29 protein-coding genes are annotated in these 26,083 nt (G+C 38.1%); 17 read left to right on the forward strand and 12 right to left on the reverse strand.

The window, feature by feature from the left end:
* Positions 1-17 precede the first annotated feature (17 nt).
* On the reverse strand, positions 18-992 hold the full coding sequence (locus NE363_RS05980; protein ID WP_445536029.1) for a ribonuclease Z: 975 nt from the start codon (positions 990-992) through the stop codon (positions 18-20).
* Positions 993-1,059: 67 nt separating this feature from the next.
* Between NE363_RS05980 and rtcR the strand changes: the two genes are divergently transcribed.
* Positions 1,060-2,658 (forward strand): RNA repair transcriptional activator RtcR, encoded by a 1,599-nt coding sequence (gene rtcR, locus NE363_RS05985; protein WP_445536030.1) that lies wholly within the window; start codon positions 1,060-1,062, stop codon positions 2,656-2,658.
* 59 nt (positions 2,659-2,717) lie between these two features.
* Here rtcR and NE363_RS05990 read toward each other — a convergent pair whose 3' ends face one another.
* Positions 2,718-3,350 carry an alpha/beta hydrolase gene (locus tag NE363_RS05990; RefSeq protein WP_025469095.1) on the reverse strand — a complete coding sequence of 211 codons (633 nt, stop codon included), beginning with the start codon at positions 3,348-3,350 and terminating at the stop codon, positions 2,718-2,720.
* Positions 3,351-3,475: 125 nt separating this feature from the next.
* Between NE363_RS05990 and yaaA the strand changes: the two genes are divergently transcribed.
* A complete protein-coding gene (yaaA, locus tag NE363_RS05995) occupies positions 3,476-4,255 on the forward strand; it encodes a peroxide stress protein YaaA (protein WP_445536031.1) in 780 nt (259 codons plus the stop codon).
* Positions 4,256-4,452: 197 nt separating this feature from the next.
* Here the strand turns inward: yaaA and NE363_RS06000 are convergent, their stop codons facing one another.
* The 5 genes from NE363_RS06000 to NE363_RS06020 all read right to left on the reverse strand — a co-directional run bounded on the left by NE363_RS06000 (position 4,453) and on the right by NE363_RS06020 (position 7,185).
* Positions 4,453-5,238, reverse strand: coding sequence for a thiazole synthase (locus tag NE363_RS06000; protein WP_001154367.1), 786 nt, complete (start codon positions 5,236-5,238; stop codon positions 4,453-4,455).
* A gap of 13 nt (positions 5,239-5,251) precedes the next feature.
* Entirely contained in the window at positions 5,252-5,449 is a 198-nt protein-coding gene (gene thiS, locus NE363_RS06005; protein ID WP_347913500.1) for a sulfur carrier protein ThiS, read from the reverse strand.
* 13 nt (positions 5,450-5,462) lie between these two features.
* Positions 5,463-5,828, reverse strand: coding sequence for a DUF423 domain-containing protein (locus tag NE363_RS06010; RefSeq protein ID WP_191103600.1), 366 nt, complete (start codon positions 5,826-5,828; stop codon positions 5,463-5,465).
* Between the two features lie 111 nt (positions 5,829-5,939).
* Positions 5,940-6,806 (reverse strand): RNA polymerase sigma factor RpoH, encoded by an 867-nt coding sequence (gene rpoH / locus NE363_RS06015; RefSeq protein WP_002049311.1) that lies wholly within the window; start codon positions 6,804-6,806, stop codon positions 5,940-5,942.
* Between the two features lie 133 nt (positions 6,807-6,939).
* On the reverse strand, positions 6,940-7,185 hold the full coding sequence (locus tag NE363_RS06020) for a sulfurtransferase TusA family protein (protein ID WP_039254768.1): 246 nt from the start codon (positions 7,183-7,185) through the stop codon (positions 6,940-6,942).
* A gap of 374 nt (positions 7,186-7,559) precedes the next feature.
* Between NE363_RS06020 and NE363_RS06025 the strand changes: the two genes are divergently transcribed.
* Positions 7,560-7,772, forward strand: coding sequence for a cold-shock protein (locus NE363_RS06025; protein ID WP_000126912.1), 213 nt, complete (start codon positions 7,560-7,562; stop codon positions 7,770-7,772).
* A 110-nt stretch (positions 7,773-7,882) separates the two neighbouring features.
* Complete coding sequence (gene rhlB / locus NE363_RS06030) at positions 7,883-9,034, forward strand: ATP-dependent RNA helicase RhlB (RefSeq protein WP_004700570.1); 1,152 nt, start codon at positions 7,883-7,885, stop codon at positions 9,032-9,034.
* A gap of 39 nt (positions 9,035-9,073) precedes the next feature.
* Here the strand turns inward: rhlB and NE363_RS06035 are convergent, their stop codons facing one another.
* On the reverse strand, positions 9,074-9,454 hold the full coding sequence (locus NE363_RS06035; protein WP_019457108.1) for a hypothetical protein: 381 nt from the start codon (positions 9,452-9,454) through the stop codon (positions 9,074-9,076).
* Between the two features lie 203 nt (positions 9,455-9,657).
* Between NE363_RS06035 and NE363_RS06040 the strand changes: the two genes are divergently transcribed.
* The 12 genes from NE363_RS06040 (at position 9,658) to NE363_RS06095 (ending at position 22,021) form a co-directional block, all read left to right on the forward strand.
* Positions 9,658-10,233 (forward strand): nitroreductase family protein, encoded by a 576-nt coding sequence (locus NE363_RS06040; protein ID WP_019457107.1) that lies wholly within the window; start codon positions 9,658-9,660, stop codon positions 10,231-10,233.
* Between the two features lie 34 nt (positions 10,234-10,267).
* Positions 10,268-11,341 (forward strand): NAD(P)H-dependent glycerol-3-phosphate dehydrogenase, encoded by a 1,074-nt coding sequence (locus NE363_RS06045; protein WP_019457106.1) that lies wholly within the window; start codon positions 10,268-10,270, stop codon positions 11,339-11,341.
* A gap of 56 nt (positions 11,342-11,397) precedes the next feature.
* Complete coding sequence (locus NE363_RS06050) at positions 11,398-11,853, forward strand: SixA phosphatase family protein (RefSeq protein WP_039254772.1); 456 nt, start codon at positions 11,398-11,400, stop codon at positions 11,851-11,853.
* A 22-nt stretch (positions 11,854-11,875) separates the two neighbouring features.
* Complete coding sequence (gene gspL / locus NE363_RS06055; protein WP_445536032.1) at positions 11,876-13,015, forward strand: type II secretion system protein GspL; 1,140 nt, start codon at positions 11,876-11,878, stop codon at positions 13,013-13,015.
* On the forward strand, positions 13,015-13,494 hold the full coding sequence (gspM, locus tag NE363_RS06060) for a type II secretion system protein GspM (protein WP_004700580.1): 480 nt from the start codon (positions 13,015-13,017) through the stop codon (positions 13,492-13,494). The genes gspL and gspM overlap by 1 nt, the downstream gene beginning before the upstream one ends.
* Before the next feature lie 89 nt (positions 13,495-13,583).
* The gene (locus tag NE363_RS06065; RefSeq protein ID WP_019457103.1) at positions 13,584-14,588 is read left to right on the forward strand and encodes a quinone-dependent dihydroorotate dehydrogenase; all 1,005 of its coding nucleotides are present in this window, start codon (positions 13,584-13,586) and stop codon (positions 14,586-14,588) included.
* 6 nt (positions 14,589-14,594) lie between these two features.
* A complete protein-coding gene (locus NE363_RS06070) occupies positions 14,595-15,182 on the forward strand; it encodes a CvpA family protein (protein ID WP_174739988.1) in 588 nt (195 codons plus the stop codon).
* Between the two features lie 25 nt (positions 15,183-15,207).
* Entirely contained in the window at positions 15,208-16,749 is a 1,542-nt protein-coding gene (gene purF / locus NE363_RS06075; RefSeq protein WP_019457102.1) for an amidophosphoribosyltransferase, read from the forward strand.
* A 78-nt stretch (positions 16,750-16,827) separates the two neighbouring features.
* A complete protein-coding gene (locus tag NE363_RS06080) occupies positions 16,828-18,717 on the forward strand; it encodes a M48 family metalloprotease (protein WP_039254776.1) in 1,890 nt (629 codons plus the stop codon).
* A 100-nt stretch (positions 18,718-18,817) separates the two neighbouring features.
* Complete coding sequence (locus NE363_RS06085; RefSeq protein ID WP_348884642.1) at positions 18,818-19,471, forward strand: hypothetical protein; 654 nt, start codon at positions 18,818-18,820, stop codon at positions 19,469-19,471.
* 11 nt (positions 19,472-19,482) lie between these two features.
* Positions 19,483-20,448 (forward strand): 2-hydroxyacid dehydrogenase, encoded by a 966-nt coding sequence (locus NE363_RS06090; protein ID WP_445536033.1) that lies wholly within the window; start codon positions 19,483-19,485, stop codon positions 20,446-20,448.
* A gap of 145 nt (positions 20,449-20,593) precedes the next feature.
* Positions 20,594-22,021: a M48 family metalloprotease gene (locus NE363_RS06095; protein WP_077163076.1), complete on the forward strand. Its 1,428-nt coding sequence runs from the start codon at positions 20,594-20,596 to the stop codon at positions 22,019-22,021.
* A gap of 101 nt (positions 22,022-22,122) precedes the next feature.
* On the opposite strand, the gene NE363_RS06100 is transcribed toward NE363_RS06095, so the two are convergent.
* Positions 22,123-22,569 carry a GatB/YqeY domain-containing protein gene (locus NE363_RS06100; RefSeq protein WP_004700591.1) on the reverse strand — a complete coding sequence of 149 codons (447 nt, stop codon included), beginning with the start codon at positions 22,567-22,569 and terminating at the stop codon, positions 22,123-22,125.
* Positions 22,570-22,595: 26 nt separating this feature from the next.
* The gene (gene rpsU / locus NE363_RS06105) at positions 22,596-22,811 is read right to left on the reverse strand and encodes a 30S ribosomal protein S21 (protein ID WP_001136722.1); all 216 of its coding nucleotides are present in this window, start codon (positions 22,809-22,811) and stop codon (positions 22,596-22,598) included.
* Positions 22,812-22,956: 145 nt separating this feature from the next.
* Between rpsU and tsaD the strand changes: the two genes are divergently transcribed.
* On the forward strand, positions 22,957-23,967 hold the full coding sequence (gene tsaD / locus NE363_RS06110) for a tRNA (adenosine(37)-N6)-threonylcarbamoyltransferase complex transferase subunit TsaD (protein WP_445536034.1): 1,011 nt from the start codon (positions 22,957-22,959) through the stop codon (positions 23,965-23,967).
* Between the two features lie 2 nt (positions 23,968-23,969).
* Here the strand turns inward: tsaD and NE363_RS06115 are convergent, their stop codons facing one another.
* Together NE363_RS06115 and NE363_RS06120 are read right to left on the reverse strand one after the other, a co-directional pair.
* The gene (locus NE363_RS06115; RefSeq protein ID WP_445536035.1) at positions 23,970-25,073 is read right to left on the reverse strand and encodes a DUF6670 family protein; all 1,104 of its coding nucleotides are present in this window, start codon (positions 25,071-25,073) and stop codon (positions 23,970-23,972) included.
* A gap of 103 nt (positions 25,074-25,176) precedes the next feature.
* The gene (locus tag NE363_RS06120; protein WP_004700597.1) at positions 25,177-26,058 is read right to left on the reverse strand and encodes an ATP-binding protein; all 882 of its coding nucleotides are present in this window, start codon (positions 26,056-26,058) and stop codon (positions 25,177-25,179) included.
* Positions 26,059-26,083: the final 25 nt, after the last annotated feature.

The following is a 26,083-nucleotide window of genomic DNA, read 5'->3' on the forward strand; positions in this document are numbered from 1 at the left end:
TTTTTGGATATGTGTATTTAATGGGCCTTCCCATTTTTATCGACTTTTAAAAGCTGTCCAGCTTCATTTAAAGTAAATTCATCAAAATCATTTGCTAAATAAAAATGACCTTTATAAAACTGGCGAACTTCTTCAGTAATAGCTTGTTGCCCAGCTTTATCCTGATGTCGGGGGCTAAAATGCGTTAGAATTAAATTGCTTAAAGATTGCTCTTCTGCAAATTCAGCCACCATTTTTGCTGAGCTATGCATTGGACCTTTGCCGACTTTATCTAAAACCGTTTGTAAGTATGTGGACTCATGAATAAGGAGTTGAGCATCTTTGCAAGCGTCAGCTAATAGTTCTGGTTGGTCATTATCACCACCTATAATTGCATGAACTTGTTGATTTTGAATTTTGATAAAGTCTTGAGCTTTTAATGTTTGTCCTTCAAATTCAATATTGTAGCCTCGTTTCAAATGGCCCCACATATCGCCTTGAGGTACGCCAAGCTGAGTTAGAGCTTGGGTATCTAACTTCTTCTGAATAGATTTGATATAAATGCTAAAAGCAAAACTTGGAACACGATGGCTTAGTGGATGTGCTTGAACAATGAATTCGTCAGTGATTTGTTGTGGCTGCGTTGCTTCATTCACATCAATAAATTGAAGGGAATAGGGTAAATGTAAATCTGTAAGTTGGGCAGTGATTTCAAACCATTGCCGAATTTCTTTCGGTGCAATCACGATTAAGGGTTTGCTACGGGCATTCATGCCTGCACTTGCCAATAAACCAACTAAACCATAACAATGGTCGCCGTGAACATGTGTAATACAAATGGCAACTAGGTTTTGTAGTGAAAGTTTAGCTTGTTGAATACGGTGCTGTGTCCCTTCGCCAGCATCAATTAAAATCCAGTCCTTATTTTTGCTGTTACGAACTGCTAATCCTGAAACATTACGTGTCAGGGTCGGTACACCTGAAGATGTGCCTAAAAAAGTAAAATGAAGCATATTCTTGGAATTTTTTGGTCAAATGCGTATTGTATATTATAGACACTTATAAAATTTTATAGAAATTATGGCGGATGCAAAGAAAACAGTCGTTATTGGCTTTGTCGGTTCTACACTTGATCAGGGGAGAAGGCCAGATCGCTGGCAGCGTTGGCGTCCTACACTTAGCCTGTTAATGCATGAAGATTTGCTTGTAGATGAATTGGTACTTTTACATGATCGACAGCATCATAATTTAGTTAAATCTATAGCAGCAGATGCTAAAGAGATTTCTCCACAAACTGAGGTTTCTGGACATAAGGTCAGTATTAAAGATCCTTGGGATTTTGCTGAAGTTTATGGTGCACTCTATGACTTTGTAAAAACGTATCCGTTTGATATCGAAAAAAATAACTATTTACTGCATATCACGACAGGAACGCATGTTGCTCAAATTTGTTGGTATTTATTGATAGATGCACATTATTTGCCAGCTCAACTCATTCAAAGTTCACCTAATCAACACAAGACATCAGAAGGTGAATATAGAATTATTGATCTGGACTTATCTCGATACGATGTTTTAAAACAGCGCTTCGATGATGAGCAAAAACAAAATTGGCAACAACTTAAAGCCAATATTTCTACTTATAATAAAGCGTTTAATCAACTTATTCAGGAAGTTGAATTAGTTGCAACCCGCTCTAGTGCACCTATTTTAATTATGGGGGCAACAGGGGTTGGTAAGTCTCATTTGGCAAAACAAATTTTTCAGTTAAAGAAAGATAAATTTCAATTAAGCGGCCGTTTTATCGATGTTAACTGTGCAACCTTACGTGGTGATAGTGCCATGTCGACCTTATTTGGTCATATAAAAGGTGCATTTACAGGCGCAGCTGCATCTCGTGCTGGTTTATTAAAAAGTGCTGACCAAGGCATTTTATTTTTAGATGAAATTGGTGAATTGGGACTTGATGAACAAGCTATGCTGCTAAAAGCGCTAGAAGACAAAAGCTTTTTTCCTGTTGGAAGTGATAAGGAAATTCAGGCCGATTTTCAGCTAATAGCGGGTACTAACCGTGATTTGCGTAATGAAGTTCAAGCTGGCCGATTTCGTGAAGATTTATGGGCTCGTTTGAATACGTGGACATTCTTTTTACCTAATTTAAAAGATCGTGTAGAGGATATTGCACCCAATATTGATTTTGAGTTACAGCGTTTTGCTGCAATTCATCAAAGACAATTACGTTTTCAACGTGATGCCTTAGAAACATATTTAAAGTTTGCTAAATCGGCAGGTGCATCATGGCAAGGAAATTTTAGAGATTTAGCAGCGAGCGTAACTCGTTTGGCAACTTTATCTCAAGGTGAGTTAATTCGTCGTGAGGCTGTAGAAAAAGAAATTCAGCGCCTAAAGCAACTTTGGCTTATTCAGGGTGAATCATACAAAGATAAAGATGCAGATATTCTTTTGAGCTATTTAAGCCCTGAGCAATTACAACAAATAGATGAATTTGATCAGATTCAATTACGAGGTGTACTGAAAGTTTGTGAAAATTCAAAATCAATGGCAGAGGCGGGAAGACAACTCTTTTCGGTATCTCGCCAACAACGTAATACAACAAATGATAGCGACCGAGTAAAAAAATATTTGGCACGTTTTGGGTTAAGTTGGAATAATTTTTAGCAGTTACTGTGCTTATGAAATGATGGACATAGACTCAATCTATGCCCATCAAATACACTTTATTTCATGATAATAAAGCGTGTAATGATTTGACGAAGCTGTTTTAAATAACCTGTAAAGAAGTGATTAGCGCCCGGTAAAATCGTAATTGGATGCTTCTGTGGTTTTGCCCATGCAATTGCATCTGAAAGTAAGGTAATGTCATCTTGCTCACCATGAATGAGTAGAATATCCCCTTGAATTTCAGGAGTTTTATAGTGGCGCAAGCCAACTACAGTCGCTGTTGGCAAGCCACACAAAATTAACTGTACTGGTTGTAATTCTGGGCTAAGCTGCGCATGACATTTTGCCAAAACGTGTGAACCGAAGCTAAAACCGCCTGCATAGAACGGCAAGCCTTCATGAAGCTTACGAACGTGTTCAATGACAGCTAAAATATCTTCGGTTTCACCATGACCTTCATCATGAATGCCTTCACTACCGCCTAAACCACGGAAACTTGGGCGGTAAACAATACAACCATATTCATTAAAGATTTGGGTTAAAAGAGCAGGGACTTTATGTTGAGGAGTTCCACCTTGCAATGGATGCGGATGGCAAACGACCGCAAAGCCTTTGATTTCACCTTCAGGGCGGTCTACAAAAAGTTCAATTTTACCAACTGGACCCTGAATGAAAATTTGCTCAGACATATAAGAATCGATAAATAACAATACGTATTCCTATTTTACCGATAGTCGTCATTGAAAACACGAGTTAGCATTAAAAAATATCTACTGTTATAGTTGGTATTAAGAATAATTTTTTCAGGTTGTCTATGCTTGCTTTAATTTCTCCTGCAAAAACTTTAGATTATGAAACAGCGTTACCTACAGATGAGTTTACTCAGCCGCGCTTATTAGAAAACTCAGCACAATTAATTGATGTTTGCCGCAAACTTTCCGCTTCGGAAATTGCGACTTTAATGAGTGTTAGTGAAAAAATTGCCACACTCAATGCAGATCGTTTTAGAGATTGGAATCCCGAATTTAATTTCTCAAATGCTCGCCAAGCAATCTATGCATTTAAAGGTGATGTTTATACTGGTTTAGATGCTTATCATTTAAAAGACAAAGATATTAATTTTGCACAGCAGCATTTGCGTATGCTCTCTGGTCTATATGGTTTATTGCGTCCTTTAGATTTAATGATGCCTTATCGTTTAGAGATGGGTACTAAATTAAAAAATACGCGTGGCCATAATTTGTATGAATTTTGGGGTGATATTATCACCAACCAGATTAATGAAGACTTGGCTGAAATTAAATCTGAGCTGCTGGTAAATCTAGCTTCGGATGAATATTACAAGTCTGTGAATGAAAAGAAAATTAAGGCTGAAATTGTGAAGCCCGTTTTCCTTGATCAGAAAAATGGCAAATATAAAGTCATTAGTTTCTATGCGAAAAAAGCACGCGGTTTAATGGCTCGTTTTATTGTTGAAAACCAATTAAATAAAGCTGAAGACATCAAAGCATTTAATACAGAGGGTTACTACTTTGATGCTGATAACTCATCTGCAAAAGAGTTGGTATTTAAACGTGATGAACAAGTGGCTTAGCCTTACTTAAGTTAAACTTTCGTAAGCGGTAACTATCGTGAGGTGGCATGGATGCCACCGTTTCGCTGTATTACATGGATGTAATATCAGCGAAACAAAAGATTTTTGTTACTTTTCATCTTTGAAAAGTAACATGCCTATACAAGTTGCATTAAAGTTACAACGGCAATTAAGGCTGTATTCTCACAAGAAATAGATTATTTAAAGAAATAACCAGTCTCTGGTGAGCTTGCATTTGCCATGCGTTTACGTGACATACGACCAGCTAAAAATGCTTCACGTCCTGCTTCAACAGCTTTTTTCATGGCAGAAGCCATTAAAATAGGGTTTTGCGCAGCTGCAATCGCTGTATTCATGAGCACGCCGTCACAACCGAGTTCCATTGCAATAGCGGCATCACTTGCTGTACCAACGCCTGCATCGACTAGGACAGGTACTTTCGCATTTTCTTTAATAATTGAAATAGTGTGCGGATTTAAGATACCTAAACCTGAACCAATCAAGCTACCTAAAGGCATAATTGCGACACAGCCCATACTTTCAAGTTCTTGAGCAATGATTGGGTCATCAGACGTGTAGACCATAATCTCAAAACCGTCATCAATCAAAGTACGAGCGGCTTTTAAAGTCTCGGTTACATTTGGATATAAGGTTTTTTCATCACCTAAAACTTCGAGTTTTACCAAGTTGTGACCATCTAGAAGTTCACGCGCTAACATACATGTGCGTACTGCGCTATCAGCATCAAAACAACCTGCGGTATTTGGCAAAATTGTATATTTTTCTGGTGGGATGACTGAAAGTAAATTCGGTTGATCTGGATTTTGTCCAATATTCACACGACGAATTGCGACAGTTACAATTTCTGCACCACTGGCTTGAATAGCTAAATCCGTTTCATTTAAGTCTTTATATTTGCCAGTTCCTACCAATAAACGAGATTGAAAAGAACGTGAACCAATAATGAGAGGGGTGTCTTGCATGGATAACTCCGACTTAGCCGCCGCCAACAGCGTGAATAATTTCGATACGGTCATGTTGAGCAATCGTAATTTGCTCTAATTTGCTTTTAGAAACGATTTGCTGATTGTGTTCAACAGCAAAACGTTTTCCTTCAAGTGCCAGTTCCTGAACGAGCTGCAACAGGTTTTGGCTAGGCGTGTCCGTTAATTCGCCATTTAAATAAATTTGCATGATCACATTCCGACTATTTAGCGTATTTGAAAGCATTCCAAGCCAAGATCAGCCATCCAGAAATCATTAAGGCTCCACCGATTGGTGTAATTGCGCCTAATATTCGTGGTAAACCTAGTGCCATGATATAAAGCGAACCACAGAAAAATAGAATACCAATTTGGATAAGCAAGAAAGATAACTTGATTGGAAAGAGAGGAAGAACCTTACTTAAAATACCAAGTGCTAGTAGGCCTAAAGCATGATAAAAAAAGTAATCGGTTGCAGTCTGCCACCAAGCAAGTTGCTCAGGACCCGCGTGAGCTTTAAGACCATGTGCTCCAAAAGCACCCAACATGACTGCAAAAGCAAGATTAAGGGCTGAAATGGCAATCCACATAACAAAAAACGCTACTGAATAATGAAAGGCAACGTTACCATAGAATAGGTTGGCTAAACATAGCCAGATAAAACAAAAGGGCTGATCGCCCTTTTATTTTTTTCATTTAATTTAGCTTGCTGACATTGCGACTTTAATTTTTTCCATCGCATTTTTTTCAAGCTGACGAATACGTTCCGCAGAAACATTATATTCAGCAGCAAGCTCGTGTAGGGTAGATTTATCATCATCTAACCAACGACGCTGCAAAATATTACGCGAACGATCATCTAACTGATCCATGGCATCATGTAAAGCAGATGTGCTTTGTTCTTCCCAGTCTTCATTTTCAACTAAACGAGCAGGGTCGTAGCGGTTATCTTCAAGATACAACGCAGGCGCTGTGTGTGGTGTGTCATCGTCGTCATCGCCTTGTGCCTCAAAGGCAGCATCATAAGCAGTTAAACGACCTTCCATTTCCAGAACTTGTTCTGGAGTTACATTTAAGTCATTAGCAATCGATTGAGCTTCTTCGAGCGTTAATTTTTTACTCGATTTTTTTAGGCTACGTAAATTGAAAAATAATTTACGTTGAGCTTTTGTCGTTGCAATTTTGACAATACGCCAGTTGCGAATAACGTATTCGTGAATTTCTGCCTTAATCCAGTGGACGGCAAAAGAGACAAGACGTACGCCCATATTTGGGTCGAAACGCTTTACGGCTTTCATTAAGCCTAAGTTACCTTCTTGAATAAGGTCGCCTTGTGGTAGGCCATAACCTGCATAGCTGCGCGCAATATGAACGACAAAACGTAAATGCGACATTACCAGCATTTTTGCGGCATCAAGATCTTGGTCATAATAATAACGTTCAGCAAGTTCTTTTTCTTGCTCGGCCGTTAAAATAGGAATCTGATTGACAGTACTGATATATGCACCAAGGTTTACACCGGGCGCAGACAATGACAGGGGCATCAATTGATTGCTGCTGTCACTCATGAGTTCTCCTTATAGGATAGGATGGATTAACCAATAAATTCATCTTAATTTGAATTGTCTTCATAATTAAGGGAAATTGGGTAGAAAAATGTAAAATTTTATGCAGTTTCTAATCTTTTATTTTATCAAAGAATCATTGAGTTTCAATTAAATAGTGAAATTCTCTTTCCGAAATCTGCATGGTTTGACACATAAAATGATGTAAATTGCAGTAACGGGTTACATCAATTTCACTATGTGGGTCAGATGACTTTAATAAAAACAGTTGCTTTCCAGATACTTTTTTAAGCTCACGTTTTAACATTAATAAAGGCATTGGACATGGTTGACCAAGCGCATTAATTTCAATGGGGGTAATAGCAGAAGAGGTAGTGCTCATTCATCATAAAAACAACTAAAAAAAATATTCTAACAAATTTTCTTATGAACTCTAGCTGTTTTATAAAATTATGAGGTCACGGATTCTTATAAAAATTCTAGTCATAAGGTGTTTAAAAAAAGAGCTAAAAATAGGGGAAATATTTGAAAAAAATTCTATTAATTGTCATAAACCCGTGTTAAGCTCGAACCGTTTTAGGGATTACCACACAGTTAAATTGTTTTAATAACCTATAACAAATGGATGTAACCGGAAATTGTTGATAGTTTTACAGAATGATTACAAGCTTTAAGATTATAAAAATTTTAAATCCTTGTTTACTCTGCTGTTTGCAACACCGGAAGGTCCTTTTTTCATCATCTGAGGATTGACTTATGACAGCTCGTGAACAAGGCGTAGTAAAGTGGTTTAATGACACTAAAGGCTTTGGTTTTATTCAACGTAACGGCGGCGACGATGTATTCGTTCACTTCCGTGCAATCGTAGGTGACGGTCACCGTTCTCTACGTGACGGTCAACGCGTAGAGTTTAGCGTTGTACAAGGTCAAAAAGGTTTTCAAGCTGAAAACGTTCAGCCTTTAGACTAAGACTAAATTCATCTTTTTGATGAATCATGGACGCTCCAATTTTTGAATTGGAGCGTTTTTGTTTATAATGATCTTCTCATTCGAGAGATTGTTTGTTAGAGCACGTATTTATGACATCTGGTTTTGAAACCTTGAATTTACATCCGCAACTTAAAAAGGCGATTGATGCTTTAGGGTTTACTCAAATGACCCCAATTCAGCAAAAGGTTTTAAAATATACATTAGCCGGGCATGATGCAATTGGGCGAGCACAAACAGGAACAGGTAAGACAGCTGCCTTTCTGATTAGTGTAATCAATGATTTACTCAATAATCCAATTAAAGAGCAACGTTTCCGTGGTGAGCCTCGTGCTTTAATCTTGGCACCTACTCGCGAGTTGGCATTACAAATTGAAAGTGATGCGAAATTTCTCACAAAATTCTCTAATTTACATGTCGTGACCCTATTGGGTGGTGTCGATTTTGATAAGCAGAAGAAGCAACTTGATGCTAATTTTGTTGATATCATTGTTGCTACACCTGGCCGTTTAATTGATTTCGTAGAACAAAAAGAAGTTTGGCTCGATCAAATTGAATTTTTAGTGATTGATGAAGCTGACCGTTTATTAGATATGGGCTTTATTCCTTCGGTAAAACGTATTGTTCGTTATTCACCGCGTAAGGAACAACGACAAACCCTCATGTTTTCAGCGACATTTAGCTACGACGTATTAAATTTGGCAAGACAGTGGTTATTTGAACCTGTAACAGTTGAAATTGAACCTGAACAAAAGACCAATAACGATGTCGAACAACGTGTTTATGTTGTAGCTAAACAAGATAAATATCGTCTTTTACAAGATATTTTGCGTGAAGAACCGATTGATAAGGTCATGATCTTTGCAAATCGCCGTGATCAAGTGCGCCGCCTATATGACCATTTGAAAAAAGATGGATATAAAGTGGGAATGCTCTCGGGTGAAATTGCTCAAGACAAACGTATGAAAATGTTAGAGCAGTTTAAGCAAGGTAAACATAACATCATGATTGCAACCGATGTTGCTGGTCGTGGTATTCATGTAGATGGCGTATCGCATGTAATCAACTTTACTTTGCCTGAACAGTCTGATGATTATGTACACCGTATTGGTCGTACTGGTCGTGCAGGGGCACAAGGTGTAAGTATTAGTTTCTTGTCTGAAGATGATGCTTTCTATTTACCAGAAATTGAAAAAGCAATTGGTAAAAAACTACCGCTCACACGATTAGATGGGTATTGCTAATAAAAAAAATCCCAATCAGTTGATTGGGATTTTTTTCACTTAATTAATTTTACAGTAAAAAGTAAGAGTGGTTTGGTAATCATCATCTTTTGCTAAAGACGCATTTTTACCAGTTAAACTACCAATGACACCTGCAGCAGCTTCTACCATTTGACCAGTTTTTTCACTGACTACATCTTTTAATACACCGTGATAAGTAGTTTTTTCATCAACAATAACTGGGGTTGTGCTCTTAGAGCAGGTTTTTTGTGCGGCAGTCACTGCATTGTTTTTTGCAATTAAATTGGTTTTACCAATACCAGTTACTTCAAACTGATTATTTTCTTTTTGAATTGCTAAAGTGTTTTTAGGAGTAGTTGCACAAGCACCTAGTAATAAAATAACGCTACTCATTGCACTCGCTAAAATTATTTTTTTCATGATTCACCTAAGTTAACCGCCAAAAGATAGGGTTATTTGAACATAAGTTTTCTAATTGATTTTGAAGACGTTGTATGAGTTTTGAAGTTTTGTATTAAAAAATGTCAAACTATGAGTTCGCTAAGTTTATAAGCTAGATTCAATGGTGGATTAACGGTAGATTATGCTAATCTATTTCGAATTTTTGAGTTAGATCAATATTAATGACGGATTCAGCAATACAAATAATTCACCAAAATATTCATCAGCGTCAGTCTATTGGCCAATTAATTGAACCCGCTCCAAACTCAGATCAATTAGAGTTGGCTTTTCAGGCTGCTTTAACAGCTCCGGATCATCATAGACTTAAGCCAACACGTTTTGTAATTGTTTCTGGCGAACAACGTGGAGCTTTTGGTGAGGTTCTAGCAAAAGCTTTGGCGGATTTAGGTGAAACTGATCCTGCTCAACTTGAACGCGTTAAGCAACATCCTTTTCGCGCTCCGCTACTTATTTTAGCGCTTACTCAGTTGCAAGATCATCCCAAAGTGCCACATTTTGAGCAAATCTTAAGTACAGGTGCGGCAGTACAAAATCTTTTGTTATCTTTGCAAGCTCAAGGGTTTTCAACCATGTGGCGTAGTGGTGCTGTTGTCGAATCAAATTGGTTAAAACAGCATTTAGGTTTGCAACCCCATGATTTAATATCAGGTATTATTTACGTTGGCACAGCAGCTAAAGCAATTGCACCACGTGCAGATATTGAAAGTAAAGAATTCGTAAAAGTTTGGCAGGCTTAAACGTCTGTAAAAGTAAGAAATAGGATAATAAAGCATGGCTGAATTTAAGTTTACAGATTTGGTGGAACCTGTTGCGGTCGATAAAAAAACGGCATTACGCATTACTGTTTTAGGCGGTGGTAGCTTTGGTACGGCCATGGCTAATTTGGCTGCTCGTAATGGCTGCGATACCATGATCTGGATTCGTGATGCCGAAACAGCAGAAGAAATTAATAAAACCCATATTAATAAGCGTTATTTGCCAGACTTCACTTTAGAATCTTCATTGCGCGCTGTTTCGGATTTGGAACAAGCTGTATGTGATCGAGATATTATTTTGGTCGCAATTCCTAGTCATTCTTTCCGCGATGTTTTAAAACAAATCGCGCCTTATATTACTGCACAAGCGGTTGTTTCTTTAACCAAAGGTGTTGAAGCTAAAACGTTTAGTTTCATGAGTGATATTATTCGTGAAGAATTACCTGAAGTTCCATACGGTGTATTGTCGGGTCCAAACCTTGCCAAAGAAATTATGGCAGGTATGCCATCTGGTACGGTGATTGCAAGTGATTCGGAACTTGTTCGTTATGCTGTACAACATGCACTGCATAGTGCGTTATTCCGTGTTTTTGGTAGTGATGATGTTCATGGCGTTGAATTAGGCGGTGCGCTTAAGAATATTTATGCAGTGGCAATGGGGATTGGGGCAGCATATAAAATTGGTGAAAATACCAAGAGTATGATCTTAACGCGTGCTTTGGCTGAAATGAGCCGTTTTGCGGTAAAGCAGGGTGCAAATCCACTTACGTTCTTAGGTTTATCTGGTGTTGGTGACTTATTTGCGACTTGTAATAGTCCATTGAGTCGTAATTATCAAATCGGTTATGCATTAGGTTCTGGTAAGACACTTGATCAGGCAAGTAAAGAGTTGGGTCAAACTGCAGAAGGTATTAATACAATTGTTCAAGTGCGTGGTAAAGCAGAAGAACTGGATGTGTATATGCCAATCACCAATGCCTTATATGAAGTAATTTTTGAGGGTGCTCCACCATTAAATATTGCGCTTTCACTTATGAAAAATGGGCACCGTAGTGATGTTGAGTTTGTTTTACCTCATCATGAAGTCTGACGAATAAATGTCATAAATTGTGGTTATAATGCAGGAATTATTAACAAGGAAATTTTATGCAACTGACATTAGTTCGTCATGGGGAAGCTGCTCCGCCAGTAAATGGTAATGATATTAAACGTCCACTTACTGCGCGTGGACATGCACAGGCTGAGCAAACAGCAACATTTTTAAAAGATATTGTTAAGCCAGATATTTTTGTTGTAAGCCCTTTACTGCGTGCTCAAGAAACATTAGCGCATATCCAGACATATTTTAAAGATGTGCCTGTATTGTTATGCGATAAAATTAAGCCAGATGATGATGCAAGAGAAGCGGTTGAGTGGTTGTCTCAAATTCCTTATGAGTCGATTGTGGTGGTTTGCCATATGAATGTTGTCGGTCATATTGCAGAGTTACTTACTCATGAGAACTTCAATCCATTTGCCCTTGCTGAAGCTAGAATTTATGATCAAGCTGTTATTGCAAATGGTTTATCAACACAAAAGAATAGTTTTATACCCACAATATAATTAAAAAGGTTATTTAGCCGACATGCTGTATATAAGGATGCCTGAAACCAATGGAACATGGCATTGGTCTAACGGAGAGAACTGGTTGCAGGCTACAAGTCTCGATCAATTAATACAAGACTTGCAAATACACCAAGGAAAAGAAGCTACAGTCTTTTTTCCGAGTCGTCATGCTCAAATGCTTCAGCAAACTATGGCAAAGTCCCACTATAAACAGCTTGGGGCTGATGGGGTTAAATATCTACTTGAAGAGTTTGTGACTTTGCCGATTGATCATATGAAAGTGGTTCATCATTTTCATGGCGATCAGTTAACTATCTTGGGTGTTGCTCAGGGGATGGTCGAGACATGGCAACATTCTTTAGCATTGTTACCAACTAAACTTGCGGCCTTACTACCAGATTTTCTGATTTTACCTGAACCACAAGCTCAGCAAGTTATTCTGTGTAATATTGATCATCAGCTCTTGGTACGTGAAAATAAGTGGTTGGGCAGTTCAGTTGATGATTTGGGGCTTTTTTTAGAATTTCAGGCAGCCGAAACGCATTATCAATATAGCGGTTTAACCGTAGAGCAGCTCGAAAGTTTAGTGGCGGCTTCAAGTGCTGATGAACGTTCTGAGTTTATTTATCAATTCCAGCCTTTAGATAAAACTAAGCAACATCCTTTTAATGTTTTACCAAAGTCAAAAGGCCAAGAGCGTACTTTTTCTAACTATTGGAAAGCTTGTGCTGCTATTGTTTTAGCAATTATTGTGGTGCAATTTAGCTATGATTTATTGCGTTGGGTTAAATTGAAAAAAGTGGCGAACCAAACCTCTGACCAAACAATTGAACAATATAAATACTGGTTTGGGTCATCTAGTCGCGTAACCGAACAAAATATTAAAGGTCAATTTGAAAGCCATTTAAGAATGAGCCAGCAGGGTGATACTCAAGCACTTTCTTTGTTAAGTCGTGTTGGGCCTATTTTAATGCAAAGACAGATTTTGGCTCAGCAACTTAATTATGATGCTTCAATCCTAACAATGGCATTAAAAGCAAAATCGGCAGATGATTTACAAGCTTTGACACAACAATTGAATCAGCAAGGATTTAAGGCTGAGCTAGGTAACGTCCAAGCAAATGGTAGTGGTGCAATTGGGGTGGTGAAAATACAATAATGAAAATGTTAGCTCAATTGCAAAATCGTTTTGATCAGTGGATTGAACAAGTTGTTCAATATTTGGATCGTTTAACGGTCCGTGAACGTATTATGGTTATCTTTACTACAATTTTTGTGGTGGTGGCTATCATTGGCTCTTCGCTTTGGAAAATGCATTCTTTGGCAGAACAACAGCAAAAGCGCTTAAATGATTTAAAAGATCTGATGGTGTGGATGCAAAGTAATGCTGTTACTATGAAGCCTGCAAATGAGCTTGAACTTGATAAGTCTGGAAAAATTCAAAGAGTCGCTCAACAGCAAGGTTTAACTGTGACTTCTCAGCAAAATGGAGAGCAGTTACAAATTGTTGTAACACATCAAAATTATGCAATTTTAGCTAACTTTTTAACACAACTTGCACAGATGGGTCTTAGTATTCAGAAGATGGAAATGGTTTCCAGTGAAGGTCAGATTAAATTAACAGCGACAGTTCAATAACATATCAAAATATGCTTATGTCAAGCATGGTGTTTTGTGCTACCTGTGCCTATAATATGCGTACCTAAAATCAGTAGATTGTGATTGGTATGTTATATTCACTTGCTCGCCCGATGTTGTTTAGTTTAGCACCAGAGCGTGCCCATGAATTAACATTATCCATGCTTGATAAAGCACATAAGCTAGGCATGATGCGTCAGGCTGTACAAGCAAAGCCGACCAAATGTATGGGAATCGAGTTTCCTAATCCTGTAGGTTTGGCTGCGGGGCTAGATAAAAATGGTGCTCATATTGATGCCTTAGCCGGATTAGGTTTCGGTTTCATTGAAATTGGCACAATTACACCTCGCCCACAATCAGGCAATCCAAAACCACGTTTATTCCGTATTCCTGAAGCTAAAGCCATTATTAACCGTATGGGTTTTAATAATGATGGTGTTGATAAGCTTATTGAAAATGTTAAAGCTTCAAAATTTAGAGGCATTTTAGGAATCAATATTGGTAAAAATGCCGATACGCCTGTTGAAAAGGCGGTTGATGATTACTTAATTTGTCTTGAGAAAGTTTATAACTACGCGTCATATATTACAGTTAATATTTCATCTCCAAATACTAAAAACTTGCGTAGTTTACAAAGTGGTGATGCGTTAACTGAATTGTTGCAAACACTAAAAGCACGTCAACTTGAGTTGGCTGAGCAATATAATCATTATGTTCCTTTGGTTTTAAAAGTCGCTCCTGACCTTACGGCTGAAGATGTTGAATTTATCTCTGCACAATTACTTGATTTTAAAATTGATGGTCTTATTGTGACTAATACGACTTTATCGAGAGAAGGGGTTGAAAACCTGCCTTACGGTAATGAGTCAGGTGGCTTGTCAGGCGCTCCTGTATTTGAGAAAAGTACAGAATGTTTGCGTTTATTTGCTCAATCATTAAAAGGACAAATTCCTTTAATCGGTGTGGGTGGTATTTTGTCTGGTGAGCAGGCTTTAGCGAAACAACAAGCTGGAGCAACACTTGTTCAAATTTATAGTGGTCTAATCTATACGGGACCAACACTTGTAAAGCAATGTGTTGAAGCTATGACCTAATTGAACATGAACACTATTGATATCATCATTCTAATACTTTTGCTCATTGGGGGGCTAAACGGTTTGCGACAAGGATTTATAAAAGCCTTTGCGAACTTGGTAGGATGGATTTTTGCATTAATTATGGGTGCAAAATATGCTGTTCTTCTAGCTCCGTCAATGTCGGGTTTAAGTCAGGATCCGGTGGTTCAAAAGATTGCGGCTTTTGCATTTATTGCACTCATTATTATTGTTTTAACTTGGATCGTCACTGCAATTTTAAATGGCCTCTTGAAAAGTTTGAAATTGGGGCCATTAAATCGTTTAGCAGGTGGTGCTTTTGGTTCCTTAAAAGGTTTACTAGTTGTTCTTGTGACCATGCAAGGCGTAGGGCCTTGGGTTGAAAGTTCAGCAAACTGGAAACAGTCCATACTTATACAGTTTTTATTGCCTTATGCGCCTTTAGCAACAGAATTGTCTAAAGATGCAGCAAGTGAGGCGTATCATCAGATAACATCTGGAGGCGGTGCATCAAGCACCCCTTCAAAAACAATGGACGAATCGGACGAATCAGAAACCCGATCCGACCATTCAACAAAGAATCCTTTTTATTAATTCCTAGCTTGTCTGCGAGGTTGCTATGTGTGGAGTTGTTGGTATAGCCGGTAAATCGCCAGTGAACCAAATGTTGTTTGATGCATTAACGATGTTGCAGCATCGTGGGCAAGATGCAGCTGGAATAGTAACCTGCCATGAAGGCCGTCTTTTCCTTCGTAAGGATAACGGTATGGTGCGTGATGTCTTTCATACTCGTCATATGAGAGCATTACTTGGTAATTATGGTATTGGCCATGTACGCTATCCAACTGCTGGATCTGCTAGCAGTGCTGAAGCTCAACCATTTTATGTGAACTCACCTTATGGGATTACACTTGCACATAATGGTAACTTAACCAATGCAGAAGAAATTCATGATGACCTGTTTAAAACAGATTTACGTCACATGAACACTGATTCTGACTCAGAAGTTCTTTTAAACGTTTTCGCACATGAGTTGCAAAAGAAAGGAACGTTAAACCCTACCGCTGAAGATATTTTCCATACAGTTTCTCGTGTGCATGAGCGCTGTCAAGGTGCTTATGGCGTAGTAGCTATGATCACTGGTCATGGTTTGGTTGGTTTCCGTGATCCAAATGGTATTCGTCCACTTATTTATGGTTCGCGTGAGACTGAACAAGGTGAGATGGAATATATCATTGCATCAGAGTCTGTAGCGATTACTGCACTTGGTTTTAAAATCGAGCGTGATATTGCACCAGGTGAAGCAATTTTCATTGATTCAGAAGGTCAATTATTCACTAAACAATGTGCGGCAGAACCAAAATACCGTCCATGTATTTTTGAATATGTTTATTTTGCTCGTCCAGATGCAATTATTGATGGTATTTCAGTTTATAAAGCCCGTTTAAAAATGGGTGAAAAATTAGCGCATAAAATTTTGCGTGACTGGGGTGAAGACCATGATATTGATGTTGTTATCCCAATTCCAGATACCAGCCGTACTTCTGCACTAGAACTTGCAAATATTCTTGGTGTGAAGTTCCGCGAAGGCTTTATGAAAAACCGTTATATCGGTCGTACCTTCATTATGCCGGGTCAACAACAGCGTAAAAAATCTGTACGTCAAAAATTAAACCCTGTTGAGTTAGAGTTTAAAGGTAAGAACGTCTTATTGGTAGATGACTCTATTGTACGTGGTACTACGTGTAATGAGATTATTCAAATGGCGCGTGACTCAGGTGCGAAAAAAGTATACTTTGCTTCAGCAGCACCAAAGGTGATGTATCCAAACGTATATGGTATTGACATGCCTGCTAAGACTGAGCTTATTGCTTCGGAACGCAGTGTAGAAGAAATCCAAGAAATTATTGGTGCTGACCGTTTAGTATTCCAAGATTTGGAAGACTTGAAGAACGCCGTACGTACAAGTAAGGTTCCTACATTGACTGAGTTTGATTGCTCTGTTTTTGATGGAATTTATGTAACTGGCGGTATCGATGCAGACTATCTGAATAATTTGGAGCAGAAGCGTAATGACTCTGCGAAAAAGAAAAAAGATGGTTATATTGATGTCAATATTGATGCTGCGTCAGTAGATTTGACGGGCATTAAAGAAGAATAGAAATAGCCGAAAAAAGCGGGTGTTTCCCGCTTTTTTCTTTTATGATGAAACTTAACAATGTAATTGGGATTATTTACATTGAAAGAAGTAAGCCACTATTTAATCGAAAATAAAAATATGGCATGGTCCATCACTATGTGTTTGGTCGCTGTGCTTTTAACTATTTTTATTTTAAATCTCATTTTGGGTTTACTTGTTCATTTCTTTGATTATAGCCAGCCAATTTGGTGGCATGCCTTAAGTCCATATTTTGTTGCTCTTTTGCTTTTTATTATGGTTTGGTCTGTAGTGACCGAGCTTTATATTTTGCGTAAGGGAGGACATTCTCTTGCTAAACAACTTAAAGCGCGTCGTTTGGTAAAAGGTGAGAGTACACCGGAAGAACATGCTGCATTAAAAATTACAGAACATTTGGCGCAAACATTTTCTCTGAACATTCCAACACTTTATGTTTTGCCTGACGAAGTAGGAGTGAATGCATTAACTGCAGGTTTTCACTCAAACGATATTGTCATTATTTTGACTTGGGGAGCTTTACAGAATCTAGATGAACTAGAACTGTATGGTCTATTGGGTCACGAGTTTAACCAGATTTTATCCGGTGAAGCTGTAGAAAATACTAAATTAAAAATTTTATACAGTGGTTTAACAACCTTTAGTCAATGGGGTAGTAAGCTCGCTAAGCAGGGTTTTAAACGTTACAGTCCTGGTTATAAGCATAAATTTGAAACAGTCTTTGTAGCTGTCGGTGGTGTAATCTGGCTAGCAGGAAGCTTGGGTGTATTAATCACACGTTTTATTAAATATTTAACATTAAGTGGTCGTACGTTCCGCAACGACCAAAAAACCATGCGGTTGCTAAAAAATAGTACGAACACCCAAACTTTATTGCGTATTTATGTTCACCATTCAGGTTCGCAAATTCATAGTGCTTATTCTGAATCTATTGCACATATGTGTTTTGCAAACTCACTTAGTCCTCAAAGTTGGATGAACATTCACCCAAGTATTCGTGAGCGTATTTACGAACTTAATCCAACTCTATTGCAAGATTTACAATTAGAAAATTTAAAGAAACTTCGCAATAGACCGTTATTTAGTCTTTTTCGTTCATTAGAAGAATCTGAAACAGAAATTTATATTCCGTGGTCATCACCACAGCCTTTGCCTTTGTTGCGCCTTTCTCCAATCAGTTTTGCATTAAATGATGCGATTAAACCTTTAAGTAATGATATTCGGCGTAATAAAAAACGGCCGGAGCTCATTCAGCGCGCATTGCAAACCGCTACTGGTTCACGTGAGGTGATGGTTGCAATTTTAATGATTCGTCAATATCGAGAATTTATTCCGCAAGAAGCTCCTGTAAGTCATTCGATTGTCGATGCTTTGCTTAATTTAGATGGTCGTATTCATATTCAGATATTTCACGATGCATGTAAAAATATTGGCCATATGCCTGCAAGTATTGCTCGTCAATTTCTGACCAAACTGGCACTTATTATTCAGGAAGATGGTGAAATAGGACTACTTGATGCCTTGTTATTAGAGCGGGTCAAGTATGAATTGAATCTTATGCCACTTCACTTACCTACGGCATTTGAAGAAGTAAAACCTCAAATAGTTCGTTTAATTGATGCACTACTTCATGTGCAGCAAATTAATAGCCCAAACCAGTTGGAAGTTCGTGAACGTATTTTGCGTTCATTGCTAAACCCAGATGAAATGAATATTTATGATGAAATTTCGGATGAGCCTTTGGATTTGGCTGAAATTTTAAATGACATTGCTGGGCTTTTACTTCGTGATCGTTTAAGCATTTTGGCAATTGCTGAAATGTGCTTATGGAGTGACCGAATTATTACTCAAGATGAACTTGATGTGCTTGAGTTGCTCTATTGGCGATTTGGTTTTGAGTCAGATGAAATTGTAGAGCAAATGCAGAAGAAAAATAGCGTTATGATTATTTAAGAAACATATGTGGTTTTGAAAAGAGATCATTTAAAGAAAACGCTGAAAAAAAATCAGAAGCCCGTTAGAATGTGTGTAGATTAGAGGTACTGATTTAAACATGATTGGGCAGCAAAGAAATATACTGGCAACTTTAGGAATCGATGTGTGGATTCCTAGAACACAAGTGTGCCAAAAAAATAATGCTCATACTTTATGGCGTGATCAGGTTGCTGAGCCTCATCTTCCAATTAATATACCTGTTGCTGTAGATATTCCTGCATTTGAACAGGCACCATCTAATCCTGAACTGCTTGAAGTTGCTAAAGTGGTTGAGGAGGCTTCAATAGCCATTGTAGATGTTCCACAGCCTGAAGTGGTTGTAGAAAAACCTATAGTTGTTGAGCGAGAGGCAATTGCTCCATTTGAATTGCAGGCTTATTGTCTTGAAAAGTGTGTAATCTTTGTTGATGTAACTTCATTAGAGAAAGAGGAAAAGCAACTTTGGGCAAATATACAAAAGGCCAAAGTGGGGCATTATGCTGAATTAAGGTGGCCTTTTCCGTTAGCAGCTTATCAAGATCAACGCGGTGTCGGTTCATATATTCAAGGTTTTTTAGATGCTGTAGCGGCAGAAAAAAAGATTTTGTGTTTAGGTAAATGTGCCTATATTCAACATGCAAATATTATTCATTTAGCTAGTTTAAAAGAAATGTTAGATAAGCCTCTCCTTAAAAAAAGGCTATGGCAACTTATGCAAGATAACAATGAGTAGTAGGGATATACATGAAAAAGGTTGTGGTTTTTAGCCAAATTGATGAAGAAATTTTGTCACGGTTACAGCGGGATTATCATGTTGTCGTATTAAACCCTAAACTGGGTGATATTAATGAACAGATAAGAAAAGAAGTCGTAGATGCTGATGGAATGATTGGCGCGGGGCGCTTGCTCAATGAAAGCAATCTTGCTCCAGCACAAAAACTAAAAATTATTTCATCTGTGACAGTTGGTTATGATAATTATGATGTTGCTTATTTGAACCAAAAGAAAATTTGGTTATCAAATACACCGCATGTTTTGACTGAAACTACGGCAGATCTTGCTTTTACACTATTATTAAGTGCAGCTAGAAAAGTACCATTTCTAGACCATTGGACTAAACAAGGTGAATGGAAAAGAACAGTTGGGCCACAGCAGTTTGGACTAGATGTTTTTGGAAAGACGCTAGGAATTATTGGGCTCGGTAATATTGGTGCTGCAATTGCACGTCGTGGTTTTTATGGTTTTAACATGAATATTGTTTATCATAATCGACGTGAAAAGCCTGAATTGGCCGAGCCATTGAATGCTCAATATTTAGGTTTGGATGAGTTGTTACAACAGTCTGATTTTGTGGTGACAGCAGTTGATTTAAATACTGAATCTAAAGCTTTAATGGGTAAAGCTCAATTTGAACTTATGCAAAAGCACGCAATTTTTGTCAATATTGCGCGTGGTTCAGTGGTCGATGAGCAGGCGCTTATTGAGGCTTTGCAGAATGAAGTTATTTTTGCTGCTGGTCTTGATGTATATGAAAAAGAGCCTTTGCAAGATTCGGCACTCTTCAAATTACCAAATGTTGTTACCTTGCCTCATGTAGGTTCTGCTACAGCTGAAACTCGCAAAAAAATGGCAAACTTAGCTTATAAGAACTTGGTAGAAGCATTGGAAGATAAAACTCCAAGATATCTGGTGAACCCTAATTTTGAATAAAAATTGAATAACACTTCATTGCAAATATAGTCTATTTTCAATGTTATAGTGAAAGCCTATTGATATGATGCAAGATAATTCAAGCATTGTGTGAGTGGGCTTTTTTGTTGGTCTAATTTTTAATAGAGAAGAACTTTTGAAATTTTTGCCAGTTATTTTAAGTTTGGCTTTTATAACAAATGCCTCTTATGCCGATCCTTTTGACTCCAAACCAGCTTCTGGGCAAGTTGAAATTCCGAATATTGGTAGTGGAATAGGATTGCTTGACCAGCAAAAAGAAAAATTTATTGGTGAAAAAGTTTTTCGTGAAGTTCATAAGCAAATGCCAGTCATACAGGATGTATGGCTGGAAGATCAATTTTTTCAAGTCTTCTCTAATATTTTGGGTCAAACCCAGCTGGGGCAACCTATTGGTTTAGTTGTAATTAAAGACCCTCAAATTAACGCATTTGCTGTGCCAGGTGGGTTATTTGCATTAAATACTGGCCTTATTTCATCTGCTCGCAATATTGATGAGATTGCTGGTGTGATGGCACACGAAATTGCTCACGTTTCTCAAAGGCACTTTAGTCGTTCAGAAGAAGCCTTTAAAGGGCAAGCACTCTTAAGTTTGGCTGGTTTGCTGGCAGGCGTAGCTTTGGCTGCTCAAGCAGGTGGAGATGCAGGGGCGGCAGTCATGTTGGGTACGCAAGCTGCGCTTTTGGATAAGCAGCTTACCTATAGCCGTAATCAAGAGCGTGAAGCTGATCGGATCGGAATGCAATATATGTATGCCGCGGGTTATAACCCGCAAAGTATGGCAGATTATTTTGAAACAATGCATAGGGCAACTAGCCATGTAAGTTTCCTGCCGGATTTTTGGCTTACCCATCCTTTAACGACTGAGCGTATGAGTGAGGCTCGCCTAAGAGCTAATCAAATGCCCCGTGTTAAAAGTCGAATATATGATGTTGATTTTGAAATTTTAAAATGGTACACCATGGTGGTTGCTGGAGAAGCTACAGAAAATCAGCTTCAAAGTTTAGCCTCGCAAAAAAATCTGGCAGGGTTATTGGCGTTGTCTGCATTTTATTTAAAACAAGGTGATTATACGCAAGCTCAAACAACCTTAGATCAAGTAAAATCTAGTGGTAAGCCGCTTGTTTCTTTAATTCAAACAGATATTTATTTGGGGCAAAATAAACTTGATCAGGCCTATAATTCTATTGCGCCATTGCAAATGACCATGCCTGAAAATAAAGCGTTTAGCTATAAGTTGGCTGAGGTTTTGTTACGTCAGGGGAAATATGCGCAAGTACAGACACTTGTTCAGCGTTTTATTAATAAAAATGCCCGAGATATTCAAGGCTGGCAACTATTACAGCAAGCCGCTAATTTAGATAAAGAGTCGCCTTTAAGGGCGGTGAATGTGTTGCGCTATCGAGCAGAAGCACAATTTTGGTCTGGTAGTGAAGAAAATGCAATTAAATCGATGTTACATGCACAGCGACTTGCAAAAGACAATCATGCAATGTCTGCTAAAATAGATAGCCGCTTAAAGCAAATGCAAGATGAACGACGAATGAAAATTTAGGACGTGTAGAGTAATCTTGTGATTTTCGCAGACACGAATTTACTTAAACTGACAAGTAACTGGAAGCTTGGTCTAAGAATGTATAAGGAAAGAGGAGGGAATTAAGCTAACTTGGCTTTAATTTTTGCTGAAACTTGAGCAGGATCGGCACGCCCGGCTATGATCGGACGTAGAGAATTCATCACCTTACCCATATCTTTCATGCTAGTTGCTTCTTGAGCAGCAATCGTTTGCTCAATGATAGAATCAAGCTCTTCCTCAGTCATAGCTTCTGGTAGAAACTGGGAAATAATCTCAGCTTCGGCTTGTTCTTTACTAGCTAAATCATCACGACCAGCACCTTCAAAGGCTTTGATCGATTCTTTACGTTGTTTAATTTGCTTTTCAATGACCGCAAGAACCTGAGCGTCGCCAAGCTCTATGCGCTCATCAACTTCGATTTGCTTAATTGCTGCTTGTAGACTACGCAAAACCGTCACTGTTGCCATATCTTTGGCACGCATAGAAGTTTTTAATGCATCAGTAATTTGGTCTTTTAAAGTAGTCATAATTTCAGCAGTCAATCACAAATTAATTAGTAAAGGCGAGTAGTACGTACAGATTCGCGAGCCAATTTCTTTTGGTAGCGTTTAACTGCAGCAGCTTTTTTGCGCTTACGTTCTTGAGTTGGTTTTTCGTAGAATTCGCGCTTACGAACGTCAGCTAAAACACCAGCTTTTTCGCATGAACGTTTGAAACGACGGATAGCTACGTCAACTGGTTCGCCTTCTTTCAACTTAACTTGTGGCATGTAAAATCCTCTAGATTATGGATAAGATCAGGCACACCATTGCGCCGGATCACAAGTGAAGGTCAGTATTTTACTCATTTACAACTCATATCACAAGTCTATAATAGCGATTGCAATATTTTGACTCATATAAAAGGCAGTTTTGATGATTGTTTTAGGCTTAGAAACTTCTTGTGATGAAACAGGGTTGGCACTTTATGATAGCGAACTCGGCTTGCGGGGACAGGTTCTTTATAGCCAGATAAAACTTCATGCTGAATATGGTGGGGTGGTTCCAGAGCTGGCTTCTCGTGATCATGTCCGTAAGCTTATTCCTTTAATGAATCAATTGCTTGAACAAAGTGGTGTAACGAAACAAGAGATTGATGCAGTTGCTTATACGCGTGGCCCAGGTTTGATGGGGGCATTAATGACAGGCACATTATTTGGAAGAACTCTAGCTTTTTCTTTAAATAAGCCTGCCATCGGTGTGCACCATATGGAAGGACACATGTTGGCTCCATTACTTTCAAGTCAGCCACCCGAATTTCCATTTGTAGCATTACTTGTTTCAGGTGGACATACACAATTGATGGCGGCTCATGCGATTGGTCAATATGAACTCTTAGGTGAGTCTATTGATGATGCTGCTGGTGAAGCTTTCGATAAAGTCGCAAAAATGATGAGCTTGCCATATCCGGGTGGGCCAAATATCGCAAAACTTGCATTATCTGGTGATCCGCTAGCATTTGAATTTCCACGACCAATGCTTCATCAAGGCCTAGATTTTTCTTTTAGTGGCTTAAAAACTGCAGTTTCTGTTCAATTGAAAAAATTGAACGGCGAAAACCGTGATGCTGACATTGCAGCTTCATTCCAAGAAGCAATTGTAGATACCTTGGTGAAAAAATCGGTAAAAGCTTTAAAGCAAACTGGGCTTAAGCGTTTAGTGATTGCTGGTGGGGTAAGTGCAAATTTACGATTACGCGAACAGTTAGAAACTTCCTTAGCGAAAATTAAAGCGCAGGTTTACTATGCAGAACCTGCTTTATGTACAGATAATGGTGCAATGATTGCATTTGCAGGATATCAGCGCTTAAAAGCAGGCCAACATGATGGCTTGGCTGTTACGACTACACCACGTTGGCCAATGACTGAACTTACTATTCCTGAATAAAATTATTTATCTGCAAAGGCTTGTTGGTTTTCAATATCTATATATTCGATATAACCACGGCCTTGCACTTCATTGCCAAAATAATGACCAGTAAATATATAACTACTTGCATAACCTTGCCCATGACCATAGCGGAATGGGCAGTCAATTTCTGCCTGAATATTTAAAATAATTTGCTTTGCTTCATTTCTAGCAATCCAAGAAAAGTATTTGGGAAGTCGCATGTTCTTGCCCGTTGGAGAAATGAAGTCATCAATTTGATATGAAATAATATCAAAGCTGACATCTGTATAAATTTCAGGTGGCCGATCAAGATGTCTAATATGCAATGTATAAGTTACTGTTTGACCCGCAATATCTGCTTTGGTTAGCAGAAGTTGAGTATTTTCATTCAAATTAATGATTTGATAAGTGAAAAAATCAAGCGGTAATTTATGGTTTTCAGGGATAAGTTGATTTGTGAATGAGTGGGGGCCAACTGCTCGGGCATATTCGTAAGTGCAAAGTCCTTCGCTTTCAATGTATTTATCTTGATAGTTTAAAAAACCTTTAAATTTGGCTAATAAACTCAAATGATCATAAACAGGCGTTTTTACAAACCATGAAATATGTGAGGTCACATCAATATCAAAGTCAAAATCTAGACCTTCATAATGTCCATTAATATGAATTTTAGGGAATTTTCCTTGAATTGAAATTTCCTGACCAAGTTCGATTAAGCTTCCATTTTCATTAATTTTTGTATTTTTAGGAATGATATAAGCCTTAAGCAAAGCTTTCTCTAAAGCCGCTGTACTTGAAAAGAAAGTCGCTGTTTTTCTGGGATTGCCAACAATAATGTCATCGTGATCAAAAGCAAGTGCACCAGGTGTGCCTAATAAAATCATAATATTTAAATAGCGATGCGGTTCTGGCAAAAGGGGAAAAAAGATGCCGTAATGAGTCCAGCTATAATATTTTTCGTCAACACGTGGGCGAATGATATGAGATTGAGTAAAAGGAAGCGTTGAATATTTTTTTGCTTGGTCTAAAAAGCCTTGTGCGAATAACAAACTTTTAGCAATAGTTTTGCTTGCGATAGAAAATTTTGGCAATTGTTTTTTCATATATAAACCTAAAAGAGGGTGATCTTGGTTTTAGGTTATGAAAAACAACTGCCAAAGCTAAGCGGTTTACAGGCCAAAGCTAAGGCTTTGTGGGACATTTTATTTAACTGTTAGACAACTCTTTTAAAGCATTTAAACCAATCCAATGCTTAGAAAACTGATAAGCTGCACGACCAGAACGCTGACCACGCATTTGGCACCAACGTAAACTCTCAGCACGAACTTCATCATTAAAAGGCATGTTTGCTTTATCAAGATAATGTTCTACGATTTCTAAATATAAATTTTGATCCATTGGATAAAAAGATAACCATAAGCCAAAACGGTCTGATAGAGAGATCTTTTCTTCAATCGCTTCTTGCGGATGTAGTTCGGTATATTGAGGTACATCCACCTTAGTTACAGGTGTGTTTTCGTGCATGAACTCAGGTAACAAGTGACGGCGGTTACTGGTCGCATAAATAATAAAATTTGTTGAACCAGATTGTAATGAACCATCTAATACACTTTTTAGACTACGATAATTTTCATCTTCAGCATTAAAAGCTAAGTCATCACAGTAGACGATATACTTTTCAGAGCGGTTTTGAATGATTTTTTGAATTTTAGGTAGGTCTGCTAAATCATCACGCTCAATTTCAATTAAACGTAATCCTTGAGGCGCATATTCAGTGAGTAAAGCACGCACTATAGAGGATTTACCTGTACCACGTGAACCCGTTAACAGTACATCATTTGCAGGTAGGCCATTTAAAAACTGCAAAGTATTCTGAATGATTTTTTCTTTTTGACGTTCGATGCCTTTTAAGTCATCAAGATAAATATTCTTAGGCGTATAAATGGCTTTAAGTTGCTGGTTTTCCCATCTAAAAGCTGGTGCAGTGAAATCAGTTTCTTGTTTCGGTTCAGGTAAAACCTGCTGTAACTGATTTAATACAAGTGATAAGGTTTGAACTAAATTGTCGGGTAAATCAATGGTAGCCATGGTTGATCAATCATGTTAAACAGTA

Source organism: Acinetobacter sp. G18 (assembly GCF_052660225.1).

Excerpts from the sequence above, each read along its gene's own strand:
- NE363_RS05980 (WP_445536029.1), bottom strand. The coding sequence starts at position 992 with ATGCTTCATTTTACTTTTTTAGGCACATCTTCAGGTGTACCGACCCTG.
- rtcR (WP_445536030.1), top strand. The coding sequence starts at position 1,060 with ATGGCGGATGCAAAGAAAACAGTCGTTATTGGCTTTGTCGGTTCTACA.
- NE363_RS05990 (WP_025469095.1), bottom strand. The coding sequence starts at position 3,350 with ATGTCTGAGCAAATTTTCATTCAGGGTCCAGTTGGTAAAATTGAACTT.
- yaaA (WP_445536031.1), top strand. The coding sequence starts at position 3,476 with ATGCTTGCTTTAATTTCTCCTGCAAAAACTTTAGATTATGAAACAGCG.
- NE363_RS06000 (WP_001154367.1), bottom strand. The coding sequence starts at position 5,238 with ATGCAAGACACCCCTCTCATTATTGGTTCACGTTCTTTTCAATCTCGT.
- thiS (WP_347913500.1), bottom strand. The coding sequence starts at position 5,449 with ATGCAAATTTATTTAAATGGCGAATTAACGGACACGCCTAGCCAAAAC.
- NE363_RS06010 (WP_191103600.1), bottom strand. The coding sequence starts at position 5,828 with ATGTGGATTGCCATTTCAGCCCTTAATCTTGCTTTTGCAGTCATGTTG.
- rpoH (WP_002049311.1), bottom strand. The coding sequence starts at position 6,806 with ATGAGTGACAGCAGCAATCAATTGATGCCCCTGTCATTGTCTGCGCCC.
- NE363_RS06020 (WP_039254768.1), bottom strand. The coding sequence starts at position 7,185 with ATGAGCACTACCTCTTCTGCTATTACCCCCATTGAAATTAATGCGCTT.
- NE363_RS06025 (WP_000126912.1), top strand. The coding sequence starts at position 7,560 with ATGACAGCTCGTGAACAAGGCGTAGTAAAGTGGTTTAATGACACTAAA.
- rhlB (WP_004700570.1), top strand. The coding sequence starts at position 7,883 with ATGACATCTGGTTTTGAAACCTTGAATTTACATCCGCAACTTAAAAAG.
- NE363_RS06035 (WP_019457108.1), bottom strand. The coding sequence starts at position 9,454 with ATGAAAAAAATAATTTTAGCGAGTGCAATGAGTAGCGTTATTTTATTA.
- NE363_RS06040 (WP_019457107.1), top strand. The coding sequence starts at position 9,658 with ATGACGGATTCAGCAATACAAATAATTCACCAAAATATTCATCAGCGT.
- NE363_RS06045 (WP_019457106.1), top strand. The coding sequence starts at position 10,268 with ATGGCTGAATTTAAGTTTACAGATTTGGTGGAACCTGTTGCGGTCGAT.
- NE363_RS06050 (WP_039254772.1), top strand. The coding sequence starts at position 11,398 with ATGCAACTGACATTAGTTCGTCATGGGGAAGCTGCTCCGCCAGTAAAT.
- gspL (WP_445536032.1), top strand. The coding sequence starts at position 11,876 with ATGCTGTATATAAGGATGCCTGAAACCAATGGAACATGGCATTGGTCT.
- gspM (WP_004700580.1), top strand. The coding sequence starts at position 13,015 with ATGAAAATGTTAGCTCAATTGCAAAATCGTTTTGATCAGTGGATTGAA.
- NE363_RS06065 (WP_019457103.1), top strand. The coding sequence starts at position 13,584 with ATGTTATATTCACTTGCTCGCCCGATGTTGTTTAGTTTAGCACCAGAG.
- NE363_RS06070 (WP_174739988.1), top strand. The coding sequence starts at position 14,595 with ATGAACACTATTGATATCATCATTCTAATACTTTTGCTCATTGGGGGG.
- purF (WP_019457102.1), top strand. The coding sequence starts at position 15,208 with ATGTGTGGAGTTGTTGGTATAGCCGGTAAATCGCCAGTGAACCAAATG.
- NE363_RS06085 (WP_348884642.1), top strand. The coding sequence starts at position 18,818 with ATGATTGGGCAGCAAAGAAATATACTGGCAACTTTAGGAATCGATGTG.
- NE363_RS06090 (WP_445536033.1), top strand. The coding sequence starts at position 19,483 with ATGAAAAAGGTTGTGGTTTTTAGCCAAATTGATGAAGAAATTTTGTCA.
- NE363_RS06100 (WP_004700591.1), bottom strand. The coding sequence starts at position 22,569 with ATGACTACTTTAAAAGACCAAATTACTGATGCATTAAAAACTTCTATG.
- rpsU (WP_001136722.1), bottom strand. The coding sequence starts at position 22,811 with ATGCCACAAGTTAAGTTGAAAGAAGGCGAACCAGTTGACGTAGCTATC.
- tsaD (WP_445536034.1), top strand. The coding sequence starts at position 22,957 with ATGATTGTTTTAGGCTTAGAAACTTCTTGTGATGAAACAGGGTTGGCA.
- NE363_RS06115 (WP_445536035.1), bottom strand. The coding sequence starts at position 25,073 with ATGAAAAAACAATTGCCAAAATTTTCTATCGCAAGCAAAACTATTGCT.
- NE363_RS06120 (WP_004700597.1), bottom strand. The coding sequence starts at position 26,058 with ATGGCTACCATTGATTTACCCGACAATTTAGTTCAAACCTTATCACTT.